This window comes from Abyssibacter profundi, from assembly GCF_003151135.1.
Taxonomy (GTDB): domain Bacteria; phylum Pseudomonadota; class Gammaproteobacteria; order Nevskiales; family OUC007; genus Abyssibacter; species Abyssibacter profundi.
On record NZ_QEQK01000020.1, the window covers coordinates 1 to 15,394 of the forward strand.

13 protein-coding genes are annotated in these 15,394 nt (G+C 66.2%); 8 read left to right on the forward strand and 5 right to left on the reverse strand.

The features are described from left to right. The 3 genes from DEH80_RS16150 to DEH80_RS16160 all read right to left on the reverse strand — a co-directional run. Nucleotides 1–1,651 (reverse strand): efflux RND transporter periplasmic adaptor subunit (locus DEH80_RS16150; protein WP_109721558.1); only part of this gene is annotated, 1,651 nt, incomplete at its 3' end. Beyond that, the gene (locus DEH80_RS16155; RefSeq protein ID WP_109721559.1) at nt 1,648–2,916 is read right to left on the reverse strand and encodes a TolC family protein; all 1,269 of its coding nucleotides are present in this window, start codon (nt 2,914–2,916) and stop codon (nt 1,648–1,650) included. The genes DEH80_RS16155 and DEH80_RS16150, both read right to left, overlap by 4 nt. Before the next feature lie 99 nt (nt 2,917–3,015). Beyond that, complete coding sequence (locus DEH80_RS16160) at nt 3,016–3,381, reverse strand: hypothetical protein (RefSeq protein ID WP_109721560.1); 366 nt, start codon at nt 3,379–3,381, stop codon at nt 3,016–3,018. A 126-nt stretch (nt 3,382–3,507) separates the two neighbouring features. Between DEH80_RS16160 and DEH80_RS16165 the strand changes: the two genes are divergently transcribed. Next, entirely contained in the window at nt 3,508–4,644 is a 1,137-nt protein-coding gene (locus DEH80_RS16165; RefSeq protein ID WP_109721561.1) for an acyl-CoA dehydrogenase family protein, read from the forward strand. 92 nt (nt 4,645–4,736) lie between these two features. Here DEH80_RS16165 and DEH80_RS16170 read toward each other — a convergent pair whose 3' ends face one another. After that, nucleotides 4,737–5,726, reverse strand: coding sequence for an NAD-dependent epimerase/dehydratase family protein (locus DEH80_RS16170; RefSeq protein WP_109721562.1), 990 nt, complete (start codon nt 5,724–5,726; stop codon nt 4,737–4,739). A 127-nt stretch (nt 5,727–5,853) separates the two neighbouring features. On the opposite strand from DEH80_RS16170, the gene DEH80_RS16175 reads away from it, so the two are divergent. The 5 genes from DEH80_RS16175 to pdeM all read left to right on the forward strand — a co-directional run bounded on the left by DEH80_RS16175 (nt 5,854) and on the right by pdeM (nt 12,293). Next, entirely contained in the window at nt 5,854–6,312 is a 459-nt protein-coding gene (locus DEH80_RS16175) for a MarR family winged helix-turn-helix transcriptional regulator (RefSeq protein WP_109721563.1), read from the forward strand. A 315-nt stretch (nt 6,313–6,627) separates the two neighbouring features. After that, nucleotides 6,628–7,620 carry a ligase-associated DNA damage response exonuclease gene (locus DEH80_RS16180; protein WP_109721564.1) on the forward strand — a complete coding sequence of 331 codons (993 nt, stop codon included), beginning with the start codon at nt 6,628–6,630 and terminating at the stop codon, nt 7,618–7,620. Beyond that, nucleotides 7,617–9,215: an ATP-dependent DNA ligase gene (locus tag DEH80_RS16185; protein ID WP_109721565.1), complete on the forward strand. Its 1,599-nt coding sequence runs from the start codon at nt 7,617–7,619 to the stop codon at nt 9,213–9,215. The genes DEH80_RS16180 and DEH80_RS16185 overlap by 4 nt, the downstream gene beginning before the upstream one ends. After that, nucleotides 9,212–11,623: a ligase-associated DNA damage response DEXH box helicase gene (locus DEH80_RS16190; protein WP_109721566.1), complete on the forward strand. Its 2,412-nt coding sequence runs from the start codon at nt 9,212–9,214 to the stop codon at nt 11,621–11,623. The genes DEH80_RS16185 and DEH80_RS16190 overlap by 4 nt, the downstream gene beginning before the upstream one ends. Next, nucleotides 11,604–12,293 (forward strand): ligase-associated DNA damage response endonuclease PdeM, encoded by a 690-nt coding sequence (gene pdeM, locus DEH80_RS16195; protein ID WP_165831524.1) that lies wholly within the window; start codon nt 11,604–11,606, stop codon nt 12,291–12,293. Before DEH80_RS16190 ends, pdeM begins: the two co-directional genes overlap by 20 nt. On the opposite strand, the gene DEH80_RS16200 is transcribed toward pdeM, so the two are convergent. Next, nucleotides 12,271–12,675 carry a hypothetical protein gene (locus DEH80_RS16200; RefSeq protein WP_133249287.1) on the reverse strand — a complete coding sequence of 135 codons (405 nt, stop codon included), beginning with the start codon at nt 12,673–12,675 and terminating at the stop codon, nt 12,271–12,273. The genes pdeM and DEH80_RS16200 overlap by 23 nt on opposite strands. A gap of 190 nt (nt 12,676–12,865) precedes the next feature. Here DEH80_RS16200 and DEH80_RS16205 point away from each other — a divergent pair, with 190 nt between their 5' ends. Together DEH80_RS16205 and DEH80_RS16210 are read left to right on the forward strand one after the other, a co-directional pair. After that, the gene (locus DEH80_RS16205) at nt 12,866–14,860 is read left to right on the forward strand and encodes a TonB-dependent receptor plug domain-containing protein (protein ID WP_109721569.1); all 1,995 of its coding nucleotides are present in this window, start codon (nt 12,866–12,868) and stop codon (nt 14,858–14,860) included. After that, on the forward strand, nt 14,842–15,390 hold the full coding sequence (locus DEH80_RS16210) for a YfiR family protein (RefSeq protein ID WP_109721570.1): 549 nt from the start codon (nt 14,842–14,844) through the stop codon (nt 15,388–15,390). The genes DEH80_RS16205 and DEH80_RS16210 overlap by 19 nt, the downstream gene beginning before the upstream one ends. Nucleotides 15,391–15,394: the final 4 nt, after the last annotated feature.

Sequence of the window (15,394 nt, forward strand, 5' to 3'; positions counted from 1 at the left end):
CCATCTCACCATGGTCCATCTCACCATGGTCCATCTCACCATGGTCCATCTCACCATGGTCCATCTCACCATGGTCCATCTCACCATGGTCCATCTCACCATGGTCCATCTCACCATGGTCCATCTCACCATGGCCCATCTCACCATGGCCCATCTCGCCGTGATCCATCGGCGCTGCCGACCTGGCGTCGATCTCGGTGATCACATAGCGCGCGGCGCCCTGCCGCTCGACCCGAACCTCGACCCGATCCCCCGGGGACCATGCTGCCGGGTCCAGTCCCGCACCCAGATCAAACGACATGGTCATCCCTGGCATGGACAGGCCGGTCTCGCCAAGCGGTTCAAGCGGCCCGTGTTCCAGGCGAACCGTGCCATCGGCGACGTTCACCTCGCGGACGATCGCCCGGGCCCGGCCAGCCGGCCGCTGACGGGCTCGCAGGCGTAGCGTCTCGGCATCCAGATTGGCCTCGGAATCGATCAAGAACTGACCGCTGATCACAACCTGATCGCCGGCCGCCAAACCCTCTAGCACCGCGGTCCGCCCCTCGGTGCTCAGCCCGGTGGTGACGGGAACAATGTCGTACTGGCCAGGCGCTGCCACGCGCACCACGCGATCACCCTGGCCCGTTCGGATCACGGCCTGTGTTGGCACCGTCAGCATCGAGGCATCGGGCTCCGGGGTCAGCGTCACGTCGGCAAACATGCCCGGCACGAGCTGCTCGTCTGGATTGTCGAACACCAGACGCGCCCGCTGCGTGCGGGTCGAGGCGTCGACCTCAGGCATCACGAGGTCCACCCGGCCGGTCCATTGCCGCCCGGGCCATGCCTGCACCGTTGCAGCGGCGGCCAGTCCGGGCCTGAGTCGGGCGGCTTGTCGCTCGGGCACGTCCACATAGATCCACACACGGTCGAGCCGGGCCAGCGTCATGACCATGCTCCCGGGCGTGACGAACTGGCCGGGGCGCGCATCCAGCGAGGCAACCACCCAGGGTGCCTGCGCGTGGCGGTCGCTCCGCTCCCTCGCTGAGCCTCGGCGCGCCAGCGCTGCGATCTGCGCGCGCGTGTAGCCCAGGGCCAGCAGCCGGTCGGCGGCGGCCTCCCGTAACGCGCGGTGCCCTCGGGCGCTGAGGTATTCGCGCTCAGCCGCCAACAGATCCGGAGAGAACAACGAGAACAGCAAGTCACCGGGCTGCACGCGCTCACCCACCGTCGAAACCCCCAGCTGCTCCAGCCAGCCAGCCGCACGGCTATGCACCATGTTCAGGCTATCGGCATCCAGCGCCACGACACCGCTGGCACGAATGGTGGGCGCCAGACGCTCCCGCCGCACGACGGCCTTGCGTATCCCCAAATGCTGAACGACGGCCGGCTCGATCTGAACATCGACGCTCTGACCGGAGCCCCCGCCGCAAACGGGCACCAAATCCATGCCCATCGGCGACTTCCCGGGACCGTCGCGCCGATAGCTGGCGTCCATTGGCGCCACCCAGTACTCGGCTGGTGCCCCCTCGCAAGGCCCGTCGCCGCCTCCGGCGCCGGACCGCATCGCCTCGGTGCCTGGCTCAGGGGCGCGAAACGTCCCCAGCGAGTAACCGACCACAGCGGCCATGAGCACGGCGATCAGCACAATCCAACGTTGATAGGTGTTCACGATCCGGTCTCCCCTAGCAGCTGTTCGTCCAGCATCCCACCGGTTAAGCGCGCGATACGGGCGCGGTGCTTCCATTGGCGCGCCTCCGCAGCCAGGCGGCCCACTCGCGCCTGCAACAGGCCCTCCTCGGCATTGATGACAGCATCTACATCGCCACGCCCGCTGGCATAGTCGGCCATCGCGGCCTCCAGCGTCTGACGCGCCAGAGGCACCAGATCGCCTCGATAAAGCTGCAGCATCTGCGCGGCGGCACGGTCGGCGGCCACCTGCTCGGCCAGCGCCGCGACCAGGTGCTGAACCTGCTGCCGCTGTTCGGCCTCCAGCCCGGCGATTCGTGCATCGGCGGCGGCCTCGGCCGCGCGGCGTTTGGATTGACCCAGGGGCAGATTCAGCATCACCCCGACCTGGGTTCGGTACTCCGACCGCGGCAAGGTCCCCAGATAGTTCGCGGTCAGCCGGAGGTCAGGCTTGTACGCCAGCGCCGCCAGTTCACGATTCAGCTGCGCCGTTCTACCCTGGGCCTGCAGTTTCAACAGGCGCGGATTGGACTGCCGCAACGCGCCCTCGAGTGCTGCGATGGGCGGCAGCGCAGGCAGGGTGGACCAGCCGCTGGGCCGGGGCACGCTCGAATGGATGGGACGATTGCGCATGGCATTCACCCTCGCCTCCACCATGCGACGCCGCGCGGTGAACTCCAGCGCCTGGCGGCGGCGCTCGGCCAGCCGCGTTGAGGCGCGGAGCAGCGCATGCTGAGACCCGGCGCCCGCCCGATAACGGCCCGACGTGGCCTGTTGAAGCTCGGTAAGCCGCTGCTGCTGCTCGGCATTGATTCGCAGGGCGCCATGCAGGTAGTGCAGCTCGGCGTAGGCCTGACGGGCTGTGGCCGACAGCGCCAGCCGCAGTGCCCGCAGATCTGACTCTGCGACGCGAACGTTGGATTCGGCCGCCTTGCGTTGTACCGCTCGCTTACCCGGCCAGGGCAGCGGCTGGGCAACACCCACGATATGGCCCGGATCGATGCCCGCCGCGTCCACGGACCGTGGCGCGATGGCGTAGGTTAGTTGCGGATCGTCCAGGGCACCGGCCGGCTCGACCTGCCAAGCCGCGGCGGCGACAGCCTGCTGCAGGGCGTCCACACCAGGATTGGCGGCCAGGGTTTCGTCAACCAGCGCCTGCGCCGTCCAGGCCTGCGCAAGCAGGGGCTGGCTGCACAACAGCAAAAAAGCCAGACGCCACCAGGCGCCATCGAAGTCTCTGTCAATCATGTTGAGTCCTGACTGGATCGGCCGTGCGAACGGCCCGAAGCCGGTCCGGTGCGGATTCCGGACAGGCGTAAGCGCCGCACCTCGTGGGTGCGGTGACCGTCAGGTCAGACTGGGAGGTCGGATGAGATCAGCCGTGATCCCGTCACGCGTGGCGCGAGTACCGGCACGCCGCGGCGAGTCGGCCAGGGGCGCTGCGAGGTTCCAGAGCGGGACGACAGCCCCCGCGAGCACGCCGCTCATACAGGCTGCGCCCTGTGCGCAATCGGCGTGAGGCAACTCAGGTCCATCCACCTCGGCGACGGCGCTGACCAGCGCGTGGCAAGGCGGTTGATCGGCCTGGGCACTCGCCTCGGTGTGTGTCGGCTGTGTCGGTGGCGCCGGCCGTTCGAGGCAACAGGCCTCTGTGGCCTGGACGACAGGCATCCCGGCCAGGACAAAGACGAGGCTTAGAACGATCCAGCGCATGGTGGCGAGTCTAACCCTGTTGTCGACTCCAGGGTCAATGCGCCCACCCCGCCCCCATCCAAAGACTGGCTGCCAGCCGTCGCCCACAGTGGTACCGTCCGCAGCCTGCGATGCACTGGATGAGACATGGATAACGAACTAGAACTCTTTCGCGACAACGTCCGACGCTTTTTCACAGACGAGGTCCTCCCCGATTACGAGCGGTGGGAGCGCGAGGGCATCATGCCCCGCGATCTCTGGAACCGCATGGGTGAGGCAGGGCTGCTTTGTGTGGATGTCGCGGAAGAACACGGCGGTATCGGCGCGGAATTTCCGTTCTCCTGCGTCATTCTGGAAGAGACCGCGCGCCTGGGCATGATGAGCCTGGCCACGAATCTGGCCGTTCACTCGGACATCGTCGCCCCGTATATCTCCCACCTCGGCACGGACGAGCAAAAGGCCTACTGGCTGCCCCGACTGGCCAGCGGGGAAGCCGTCGGCGCCATCGGCATGACCGAGCCCGGCGCAGGCTCCGACCTGCAGGCGATCAAGACCAATGCCGTGGCCGATGGTGATGACTACATCATCAACGGGCAGAAGACCTTCATCACCAACGGGCAGCATGCCGACCTGGTCATTCTGGCGGTTAAGACCGACCCCAAGGCCGGCGCCCGGGGCACGACGCTATTCCTGATCGACACCCACCTCGATGGTTTCAGCCGCGGCCGCAACCTGGAGAAGATCGGGCAGCACGCCGGCGACACCTCGGAGCTTTACTTCAGCGACTTGCGCACGCCAGCAAGCTCCGTGCTCGGCAGGCTGGGTGGCGGGTTCGGGCATTTGATGGACGAGCTGCCCCGCGAACGGCTGGCGCTGGGCGTCACGGCCGTTGGCGCTGCGCAGGGCTGCATCGAGCAGACCATCGACTATGTGCAAAACCGCAAGGCCTTCGGACAGGCCATCGGCAGCTTTCAGAACACGCGCTTCGAGCTGGCGCGCATGAAAACAGATCTCGAGGTGAATCGAGCCTTCGTGAATCACTGCGCCAGCCTGTATGCCCAGGGGCAGCTCGATGTTCCCACCGCAGCCATGGTCAAGCTGGCCAGCACGGAGATGCAATGCAATGTGGCCGATGGCTGCCTGCAGCTATTCGGTGGCTACGGTTACATGAGCGAATACCCCATCGCGCGGGCCTTTGCCGATGCGCGGGTCCAGCGGATTTACGGCGGTACCTCCGAAATCATGAAAGAGGTCATCGCCCGGTCCATGCTGGGGCGCGCCTAGCTACGCCAGATCGCGCCAAGCGCTGCAAGTCGTCTGGCGGGATCAGCCATCCCTGATCCCGCCATCACCTCCCGCCCGGCTGGGCGGCTCGCTCAGGCCGGGAGATAGCCCACACTGCGGAACCAGTCCAGCGCGCTGTCCAGGGTTTGCTCCAGGGTCAGCCGGGGCTGGTAATCCAGTTCGCGCAAAGCCTTGTCGCCGCTGAGGTGCTGGCCGGCCGACATCACCGCAATCGCCGTGGCACTGATCTGCGGTGGTGGTCCGCCCAACCGATACCGCAGGGCCTGCACCGCGCTCACGGCCCGGGCAACCGGCAAAGGCACCGCGCGCGGCACGGCGGTGCCCAGACGGCGAGCCGCCAGTGTCATGATCTCGTCCATACTCGTATTGCTGCCGGTCAGCAGGTAGCGCTCGCCCGCCGCGCCGCGCTCGATCACGGCCAGAATGCCGCGCCCGGCATCCTCGGCGGCCACGACATTGCGGTTGCCGCGCACATAATTGGGCAATGCGCCATTGCCGAGACGCGTCAGCAACTGGCCGGTCGACGGCCCATAGTCATACGGCCCGAACGTCATGGCCGGAATCGCGATGGACACCGCGAGTTGCTGATCCGACGCCTGGGCGTAGTGGGCGTCCATGGCCCACTTCAGGCGCACGTACGGATTACGTGTCCGGGGCGCCGTGTCACGGATGCAGCGCTCATCTCCGACCGCACCCTCCCCCGCTGGCGCCAGCGCAATCGAGCCACCGACGTAAACGGCACGCGACACAGCAGCGGCTCGGCAGGCCGTCAGGAAATCTTCGGTTTGCCGCAGTGCTGTGCGGACTTCATCGCGCCACGGTCGCGGTGTCGTGGGGTAGTACGCGGCCGCGTTGACCACCGCATCGAGCCCGGCGAAGGCCTGCTCCAGCGATGCCCGCTCGTTGGCATCGGCCACCCGGCATTCGGCGGCCAGATCGCTGACGCGTGACAGGTCTGACCCAGCACGGTGTAGGACCACAACCTCGTGCCCGGCTGCCTGCGCGGCCGCTGCAGCGTGGTGCCCCAACATGCCGGTGCCACCCAGAACTCCGATTTTCATGCCGCCTAACCCCTTGATGTGCCTCACGCACTGTCGAGCCCCATCGCAGCTGCGTCAAGACACAAGACTTGACCCGGTCCCGGCCAATATGGACAGTGCATAGGCACACTTATAGTTAGAGGCATCCGTGCCCCGATCTCGCGTCCCCGTTGGCCCCTCGTCCCTGATTGTCGAAATCGCCCGCCTGATCCGTCGGGATTTCGGTCAGCGTGCCGAGCACCTGAACCTGACCCAGTCCCAGTGGCGCGCGCTGTACCAAATCTCGCATCGTCCGGGGATCAACCAAGCCAAGCTCGCCGAGAAATTGGAGGTGCATCCGGTGTCCGTCACCCAGGTGGTCGACCGACTGGTCAAGGCGGGCTGGGTCGTCCGTGTTCCCGACCCCATGGACCGTCGAGCCGTGCAATTGCAGCTCACTGACGCCTGTGTCCCCCTGCTCGAAGAAATGGACCGGATTTCCATCGAAACCCGCGAGACCGTGCTGGCCGGGCTGGATGAGACACAGCGCAAGGACCTCGAGGATGTGCTGCGCCACGTCCGGGCCAACCTGCGCCAGGCGTTCGGCGCAGATGAAAGCGACGATTGATAGCCAAGCCCTCGGCTTTTCGTGCCGCCACGTTGCGGTCCGCTAACCGACGAGGCACGGCGCGCGAAGCAATGTTTGGTCATTCCGAATAAACGAGGCGCGACGCGGTCAGGCCTGTTTGCAGGCGCGCATGACCTGACGTCGCGGTGCCCTCGCCGCGTCTTGTTGTAGCGGGCGGCAAGATCACCGATCTCTCACGCGGCCAGCCTGCCGCCATCGACCTTGTTCACGCCTGCCAGTCCTGTGGCCCTGCACTAATCTCGCGCCCTCGACCACATCTGGCCGAAGGCCGCACTGGCGGCTGGGCGAGAATTCTTGGCTGCACCCCTGCTTCAACAAACTGATCGCGGGCTGTACTGCGCGCCCGGCGATTTCTACATCGACCCCTGGCGGCCGGTGGACCGGGCGATCATCACGCATGCCCACGCAGACCATGCGCGGCCGGGTCACGCCCACTATCTGGCCCATGCGCAAAGCTGGCCGGTCATGCAACGCCGTCTGGGCGAAATCTCCGGTGACATCGTTCGCTACGGCGAGGTCATCCGCCATCAGGGCGTCACCATCAGCCTGCATCCGGCCGGGCATATTCTCGGGTCGGCACAGGTCCGTGTGGAGTCCCGCGGCGAGGTCTGGGTGGTCACGGGTGATTACAAGCGCGATGCGGACGCCACCTGTACGGCGTTCGAGCCGCAGCGGTGCCACACGCTGATCTCCGAGGTGACGTTCGGGTACCCGGTGTACCGCTGGCCTGGCGAAGCGGTGGTGCTCGAGCAGCTACGGCAGTGGTGGGCGCAATGCCGCGTCCGGGGCGAGGCCGCCGTCCTGTTCTGCTACGCCTTGGGCAAGGCACAGCGCCTGTTACATGGCCTGCGTGCCCTCGATGAACCGGTGGTCGTGCATGGCGCCCTGCCCCCCATTAACGCCATCTACGAAGCCGCCGGTGTTCCGCTGGCACCATGCGAAACCGTTGGCCGCCGGCAACAAAGCTTTGCCGGACGCCTGGTCATGGCCCCACCCAGCGCCGCCGGCAGTGCCTGGATGAAACGCTTCCCCAAGCGTTCGACTGCATTTGCCTCGGGTTGGATGCAACTCCGCGGAAACCGACGGCGGCGGGGCTATGACCGGGGCTTCGTGTTGTCCGACCACGCCGACTGGGCAGGTCTGCTGCAGACCGTTGCAGACAGTCAGGCCGAGCAGGTACTGCTCACCCACGGCGACAGCGCCCCGCTGGAACGCCTGCTGCGTGAACGTGGTCTGGATGCCCGCGCCCTGGAGGCGCAGCGCCCGCCGGGCGAAGACAGCCCATGAAACGTTTCGCCGCACTCTTCCACACCCTGGACGGCAGCACGCGCAGTTCGCACAAGCGCGCGGCCCTGGTCGCATACTTCGCATCCGCGCCCGCCCGGGATGCGGCCCACGCGGTGGCAACACTCTGCGGTCAGCGCCCACGCCGCGCGGTTAATGCCACACGACTACGCCAGGCCGCCGCGCAACGCACCGGATTGCCGCTTTGGTTGATCGAGGAGACCTATCACCACGTTGGCGACCTGGCCGAGACCATTGCACTGCTGCTGCCCGAGCCCGATCACCCGCAGTCCATCCCCTTGCATGAACTGCTCGAACGGCGCCTACCGGCACTGGCAAGGGCGGATGAAGCCGGGCAAATCGATCAACTCTGTCGGCTGTGGTCTCACTTGCCTGCCGATGAGCGACTGGTCTTCAACAAACTGTTGACGGGGGGCTTTCGGGTCGGTGTGGCCCGCCAAAGCGTCATCCATGCCCTGGCGGCGCATCTTCAGGTCGACGCCGAACGGATCGCCGCACGATTAATGGGGCGCATCGAGCCGGACCCCGGCCTCATGGACCGGCTGGGTGCTGACGAGCGCCCCGCGGATTCGCTGGCCCCCTACCCCTTTTTGCTGGCACACCCGGCTCCGGAATCCATTCAGGATCTCGGGGACGCCACGGACTATCTGGCCGAATGGAAGTGGGATGGCATGCGTGCCCAGCTCGTCGTACGCAACGGTGCTGTCGCGATCTGGTCACGTGGCGAAGACGATGTCACCCCGCTCTTTCCGGAATTACGGGATGCGGCCGCAACGCTGGCGGATGGCACGGTACTCGATGGTGAAATTCTGGCCTGGGATGCCAGGGGTGTCCGTCCCTTCGGGGATTTGCAGCGTCGACTGAATCGCAAGCGCGTCAGCACGAAACTCATGGCAGACGTGCCTGTGCGGATGCTGGTCTACGACCTCCTCGAAGACGCGGGCATCGACCTGCGCGACCAGCCCCTGGCCATGCGCCGGCAACGGCTACAGCGCCGCGCGGTCCATCTGGGCGAGGCGCTGCGCCCGTCCCCCCTGGTCGAGGGCCGAGACTGGGCCACCCTGCAATCGGCGTTTCGTCAGGCGCGTGAGCGTGGCGTGGAAGGCCTGATGCTCAAGCACAAGACCAGCCGCTACAGCAGCGGTCGCCCGCGCGGTTACTGGTGGAAGTGGAAGGTCGAGCCCTACACCGTGGATTGTGTCCTGCTCTACGCCCAGGCGGGTCATGGGCGTCGCTCCAATCTGTACACCGATTACACGCTGGGCGTCTGGTCAGGCGATGCGCTGGTCCCGGTGGCCAAGGCCTACTCCGGTCTCACCGATGAGGAGTTGTCGGAAATGGATCGCTGGATTCGTCGACACACCACGGATCGGTTCGGCCCGGTGCGTGCGGTGGAGGCTGGCCAGGTCTTCGAGATCGCCTTCGAGGGCCTGCGCCCATCCAGCCGGCACAAGTCCGGGATTGCGCTGCGTTTTCCAAGAATCCAGCGTTGGCGGCAGGACAAGTCACCAGAGCAGGCCGATCACCTCCGCGCCCTGCAAGACCTGCTGCAAGGCGCCGGTTCCCAGACGCCATGACCCAGACGCCGATGCATCACTGGATGGCCGATCAGGGCATGGCGCCGCTGACGCATCAGGCCGCCTTGTGGACGGCCTGGTCCGAAGGCCAATCCGGGCTGCTCCACGCGCCGACCGGTCATGGGAAATCCCTGGCCGCCCTGGGCGGTTTGCTCAACAGCACGATCACCGGCGGCCGCCTGCGGATGCTGTGGATCACCCCGATGCGTGCACTGGCCGCCGACTTACAGCAGGCCTTCGAGGCGCCTGTTGCGGCGATTAAGCCCGGCTGGAGCGTCGAATGCCGCACCGGCGACACCGGCCAGTCCCAACGCAGCCGCCAACGCCGCAAACCACCCGAAATCCTGATCACCACGCCGGAGTCGGCCAGCTTGCTGCTGACCTATCGCGACATGCTCACGCACCTGGCGGGTGTCGACACGGTGGTCGTCGATGAATGGCATGAGCTACTGGGCAATAAGCGAGGGGTGCAGACCCAGTTGTTGCTCGCTGCACTCCGCGTCGCGAACCCTTCGCTGCGGGTCTGGGGCCTGTCCGCCACCATCGGCAATCTGGAAGAAGCCCGTGATGTCTTGCTGGGCCCGGGTCGAGACGGCGCGCTACTCGCTGCGACAAGCCAGAAACCTTTGGTCATCGAATCACTGCTACCGGACACCCAGGACCGGCTGACCTGGGCCGGCCACCTGGGCCTGCGTCTGCTGCCCCGTATCGTCGAACAGATCACGGCCGCCCGCAGCACACTGCTGTTCACCAATACGCGGTCACAGGCTGAACGTTGGTTTGAAGCCCTGGCCTGTACCGAAGCCTTGGATGGGCGGATCGCCCTGCATCACGGATCGCTGGACCGCAGCCTGCGCGATGCCGCCGAACAAGGCCTCAAAACAGGATCGCTGCGCTGCGTGGTCTCGACTTCCAGCCTGGACCTGGGCGTGGATTTCTCACCCGTCGACCAGGTCATCCAGATCGGTTCGCCCCGCACCCTGGCCCGTCTGATCCAGCGCGCGGGGCGTGCCGGGCATCAGCCCGGGGCCAGCAGCCGGATTCTTTGCGTCCCAACCCACACCCTGGAACTGGCCGAATTCGCCGCCGCCCGCCGACTCTGGGCGTCGGGCCGTGTCGAGGCACGCCAACCGCCGAATGAACCGATCGATGTGCTGTTGCAACACGTCGTCACCCGCTGTCTCGGCCAGCCGCAACGGCCCGATGCGCTGCTCGCCGAGCTGCGCCAAACCCATGCCTACCGCCATCTCAGCGATGCCCGCTGGGACTGGGTGCTGGATTTTCTGGGTCGCGGCGGCGAGGTGCTGCGAGCCTACCCGGAATACCACCGCGTGCGGGCCGACGCACACGGACACCTGCGCGTCAGCAATGCCACCGTGGCCCGTCGCCACCGCATGATGGTCGGCACCATCGCCGCTGATGCCACCATGCGTCTGCGCTGGTTGAAAGGTGGGTCGCTGGGGCATGTGGAAGAGGCCTTCATCTCCCGGCTGAAACCCGGCGACCAGTTCCTGTTCTCGGGGCGGGCACTGGAGCTCGTCCGGGTGCGCGAGCTCACGGCCTATGTGCGACGGGCGCGTCGCCGGCGGGTGGCCGTGCCGCGCTGGGCTGGGGGCCGCCTGCCATTATCAGAGGCCCTGTCCACCGCCTTTATTGATTGGCTTGCGAAGCCGGATGCCGCGCCAGAATATGCCGCACTTGCACCCTTGCTGCGGCTGCAGCAACAGGTATCGTCCCTGCCCAGCCATGAGTCTCTGCTGGTCGAGACCACCCGGTCGCGAGAGGGCTGGCATCTGGCGCTGTTTCCTTGCGCCGGCCAGGCCGTACACGAAGGCCTCGGCGCCTGCCTCGCCTGGCTGGTCACGCGGCAGCAGGCGCGCAGCATCACGGTGGCCAGTAACGACTACGGTTTGGAACTGCTGTCGAGCAAGCCCTGGCCGGACGATTCAGCCTGGCTCGCCCAGCTGCTGGATTTCGGATCGGTGGAGGATCTGCTCACCGAGGCGCTGAACGCCACCGAGCTGTCCAAGCGCCAGTTCCGGGATGTCGCGCAGACCGCCGGACTGGTCTTTACCGGCTATCCCGGTCGCGGCAAGTCGACGCGACAGGTGCAGATGTCGACCGGCCTGCTCTTTGATGTGTTCGCGCGCTACGACCCCGACAACCCGCTGTTAATGCAGGCCAGCCTTGAATCGCGTCGCCAGGCACTGGACTGGGGCCGCTTCCAGCAAACCCTAACCCGGCTACGCCGGCAGCCGATTCGCTGGCATGCCACCGAGTCTCTCAGTCCCTTCGCCTTCCCACTCTACGCCGAAGCCCAGCGTCAGCAGTTGTCCAGCGAATCCCTTGCCGAGCGACTGCAGCGAGCGGCCGAACTGATTGAACGTCGTGCAAGTCACGCCGCCTGAGGGACTTTCGCTGACGCTTGGCGGCGAGAAGCTCTGGCTGCTGCCCGAGCGCGCGCTCTGGTGGCCGGCTCAGCAGGCCGTGGTGGTGGCCGACGTGCACCTGGGAAAGGATGCGGTGTTTCGACGTCAGGGTCTGGCCATCCCCAAGGGCGGCGCCGGGTCTGATCTGGCAAGGCTCACGCAGCTGATCCGACGCCACGACGCCGCTCGGCTCCTCGTCCTGGGCGACTGGCTGCATGCGGCTCCGCGCGCTTCCGAAGACTGGACTCCCGAGTTACTGGCATGGCGCGACACGCACGCGGACCTGGAGTTCAGCTGGGTGGTCGGCAACCACGACCGCCGGATCGAAACGCTGGCCGTCCAACTCAATGCTCATTGCCTTGAGGAAGCCCGTTCGCTCAACGGCCTGGCGCTTTGTCACGAACCGCCAGAGCGACTGGATCGGCCCAGTCTTTGTGGTCACTGGCACCCGGTATTGCGACTACAAACCGGCGCGAGAACCCGTCAGCGGCTGCCGGCATTCTGGTTGGCGGGCCATCGCCTGGTGCTCCCGGCCTTTGGCAGCCTGACAGGCGGCCACCCCATCCAGGGGGCGCCAACAGATCGAACCTGGGTCACCGACGGCACGACGGTGTTCGAGTGGCCGCCTAGTCCTCGTTCAAAGCGCTGACGACCTGTGCGCGCAGCGCGCGACCGTCCGGCGGCGTGGCCCGACTGTCCAGCCGCTCGATGGCCAACGCACCCGCCTCGGTCAAGGTCAGCTCGTATCGATGTCCGGTGTGCCGTGATTCCAGCAGGCCGGCCCCCACCAGCGCGCCAGTCGCCCCTACAAAATCCAGACTCCGGATATGGGTCTGGTCAGCCAGCTCAGGCCAGTAGGCCCTAAGATCGACGGCATCGCCGGCCGAAACGCCCCTGGCCTTCAGGTCCAGCAAAATAGCTTGGCTGGCGGCCTGACAGAACAACTCATTGGCCGCCGTGCGCTTGGCCTCCCGGCGTTCGCGCGCAGCCTCACCGTCGTTGCGACGGTCGAACAATTGATCGCTTTTCATGATGTCCCCAATCCCCAAGCCTCGCATCCTACCGAAACCGCGGTGATCTCTGCGAGCCCGCCCCGGGCAGGCCATCGCCATCGCACTGCCTTCATCGCCCCTTCACCACGCAATCGCTACGCTCGACATCGATGCAGACCTGCGACCACCCGCTGCAGGGGGACTGGATGCGATACGCAGAGGGGGACAGATGAAGCCAGACAACCGCCGCGACGGACCCGGCCACCCAGACCGCTGGCCTGGGCGCATTGGCCGATGGGTCTGGCCATTGCTCTTGTGCGGACCGGCATGGTCGGCGCAGCTCGATCTGGCGTCCAACGATTTCACGGCCTTGTCGCTGGAAGAGTTGCTGGAGCTCGAAGTCGTCACCGTGTCCAAGGCAGCGGAGCCGGCGGCCCAGGCGCCTGCGGCGGTTTACGTGCTGACACGCGACGAAATCCTGCAATCCGGTGCACGGTCAATTCCTGACGCCCTGCGCCTGGTCCCAGGCGTCAACGTGGCGGCGGTGGACGCCCGCGAGTACGCAATCTCTATTCGCGGCTTTAACAGCACGACCTCCGACAAGCTCGAGGTACTCATCGACGGACGCAGCGTCTACACCCCCCTGTTCTCGGGGGTCTTCTGGGACGTGCTGGACCTGCCGCTGGATGACCTTGACCGTATCGAGATTGTGCGTGGCCCCGGTGCCACGCTTTGGGGCGCCAATGCGGTGAACGGCGTGATCAATATCGTGACCCGCAGCGCGTTCGAAACAGATGGCACGGCCGTGGTCACCCAGCTGGGCACCGAACGCAACGCTGCGACACTGCGCACAGGCTCCAGTCAGTGGCTGGACGGCCAGGCCGCCGCGCGCGTCTACGCTCGCGCGGTGGAGCGCAAGAGCAGCCGCATGCCCAACGGGGACAGCGGTGCCGATCGGCAAACCCTGGTTGCCAGCGGCGGCCGCTTTGATGCCCGGCTCACCGACACACAAACCCTGATGGGCACCGCCGAGCTTTATGCCGCGCATGCAGCCGACACCGCCGTGACAGGTTCGGAGTCGGTCGAGAACGACGCGCGCGGGGCATCGCTGAATCTGGTCTGGAGTCACCAATACGCCGACACAGGCAGCACCGAGCTGCGACTGGCGTACACCGGCTATCGACGGGACTACCCGACCCTGTACCGCGAAGTGCGGGACACGGTCGACCTGCAGGGCCAATGGTCCACGCGGCTGGCGGAGCGACACCAGATCACGGCAGGCCTGGGCTATCGTCGATCCCGCGACGAAACCGGGGGGCCGCCCCGCGCCATTATCTTCACCCCGGCCGACCGCAGCATCGATCAGCCCAGCGCGTTCGTGCAGGACCGGGTCACGCTCTGGCAGGACCGCCTGACGCTGACGGTCGGCTCCAAGTTCGAGCACAACGACTTCACGGGTTACGAGGTCCAACCCGGCGTAAGGATCGGCCTGAAAACCGACAACGGCTACTTCTGGAGCTCGGCATCCCGCGCGGTGCGCACGCCCAACCGCTTTGACCATGACATCGGCCTGTACTGCCCGCCACCAGACGGTCTTCCGGGCTTTTGTGGCGGGGACGAGACACTGCGCATCGGCAACCCGGACCTCGACTCCGAGCAGGTCTGGACCTACGAGGCCGGCTGGCGACATTCCCTGCTCGACTGGCTGACCATCGACCTCGCGCTGTTCCACAGCGACTATGAGCAGCTGCGCAGCAATGAGCCGGCCACCCTGGGCATCCGCTTTGACAACCGCCTGGCGGCCCGAAGCCGCGGTGGCGAGGCCCTGCTTATCGCTCGGCCTTTCGATCACTGGGAATGGCGGCTCTGGTACGCCGGTCTCGATATCGACGCCGAGATGGGCTCCAGCCAGGACCAGGAAGGCGCCGACGGGATCGAAGGTGGCAGCCCCAGCCACCAGGCGCTGACAGCGCTGCGCTGGTCTCCCGGTCAGTGGGTGCTGGCAGGCATTCTGCGGTACGTCGACGAACTGGAGTCCGAGCAGGTGCCCGCCTACACGGAACTGGACATCCTGGTAGAACGGCAGCTGCAGCCCGGCCTGTCCATTGCGCTAATTGGGAGTAACCTGCTGGACGATCACCACCCTGAGTTCGGTGAGCCGGATGAGCGACGCGAAACTGAGCGCAGCCTGATGCTGGAGTTGCAATGGCTATGGGACCGGTAATCGCGCTGCGCCCCGCCTCACTCTGGCGTGGCGGCGGATGGGTGTTGCTGGCGGCAGCCATCGGTTTTGCATCGCCGAGCCACGCGGCCGTAGGCGACCGGGTCAAGGCGGCCTTTCTGCTGAATTTCGCCAAGTTCGTGGACTGGCCTGCCGGCCACTTCGATGCGCCGGATTCGCCTGTTCAACTCTGCCTGCAAGTGCCTGATGACGTGGCGGACACCATCCGCAGCTCGCTGGCCGGTAAATCGGTGGGGCGTCGCCCGATGCGCGTGGAGCGTCGTCCCGAGTCGCTGGATGGCTGTGATCTGGCCTATCTGCGAGGCGACGACGACCGGGTACGCCAGCAACTGGGGCGGCTGCCCAGCCCCGGGCTGCTCAGCGTCTACGAACATCCCGACACCGTGGAAAGCGGCGTGATTCGGCTATTTTTGGAAGAACGCAAAATCCGTTTTTCCATTGATGTGGAATCTGCCCAGGCCCAGCAGCTCACGGTTAGCGCCAAGCTGCTCAGCGTGGCCCGGCAACCCTGAGCCC

What these genes read in the sequence shown, in the direction of transcription:
- DEH80_RS16155 (WP_109721559.1), bottom strand. Translation starts at nt 2,916, where the DNA reads ATGATTGACAGAGACTTCGATGGCGCCTGGTGGCGTCTGGCTTTTTTG.
- DEH80_RS16160 (WP_109721560.1), bottom strand. Translation starts at nt 3,381, where the DNA reads ATGCGCTGGATCGTTCTAAGCCTCGTCTTTGTCCTGGCCGGGATGCCT.
- DEH80_RS16165 (WP_109721561.1), top strand. Translation starts at nt 3,508, where the DNA reads ATGGATAACGAACTAGAACTCTTTCGCGACAACGTCCGACGCTTTTTC.
- DEH80_RS16170 (WP_109721562.1), bottom strand. Translation starts at nt 5,726, where the DNA reads ATGAAAATCGGAGTTCTGGGTGGCACCGGCATGTTGGGGCACCACGCT.
- DEH80_RS16185 (WP_109721565.1), top strand. Translation starts at nt 7,617, where the DNA reads ATGAAACGTTTCGCCGCACTCTTCCACACCCTGGACGGCAGCACGCGC.
- DEH80_RS16190 (WP_109721566.1), top strand. Translation starts at nt 9,212, where the DNA reads ATGACCCAGACGCCGATGCATCACTGGATGGCCGATCAGGGCATGGCG.
- DEH80_RS16200 (WP_133249287.1), bottom strand. Translation starts at nt 12,675, where the DNA reads ATGAAAAGCGATCAATTGTTCGACCGTCGCAACGACGGTGAGGCTGCG.
- DEH80_RS16205 (WP_109721569.1), top strand. Translation starts at nt 12,866, where the DNA reads ATGAAGCCAGACAACCGCCGCGACGGACCCGGCCACCCAGACCGCTGG.
- DEH80_RS16210 (WP_109721570.1), top strand. Translation starts at nt 14,842, where the DNA reads ATGGCTATGGGACCGGTAATCGCGCTGCGCCCCGCCTCACTCTGGCGT.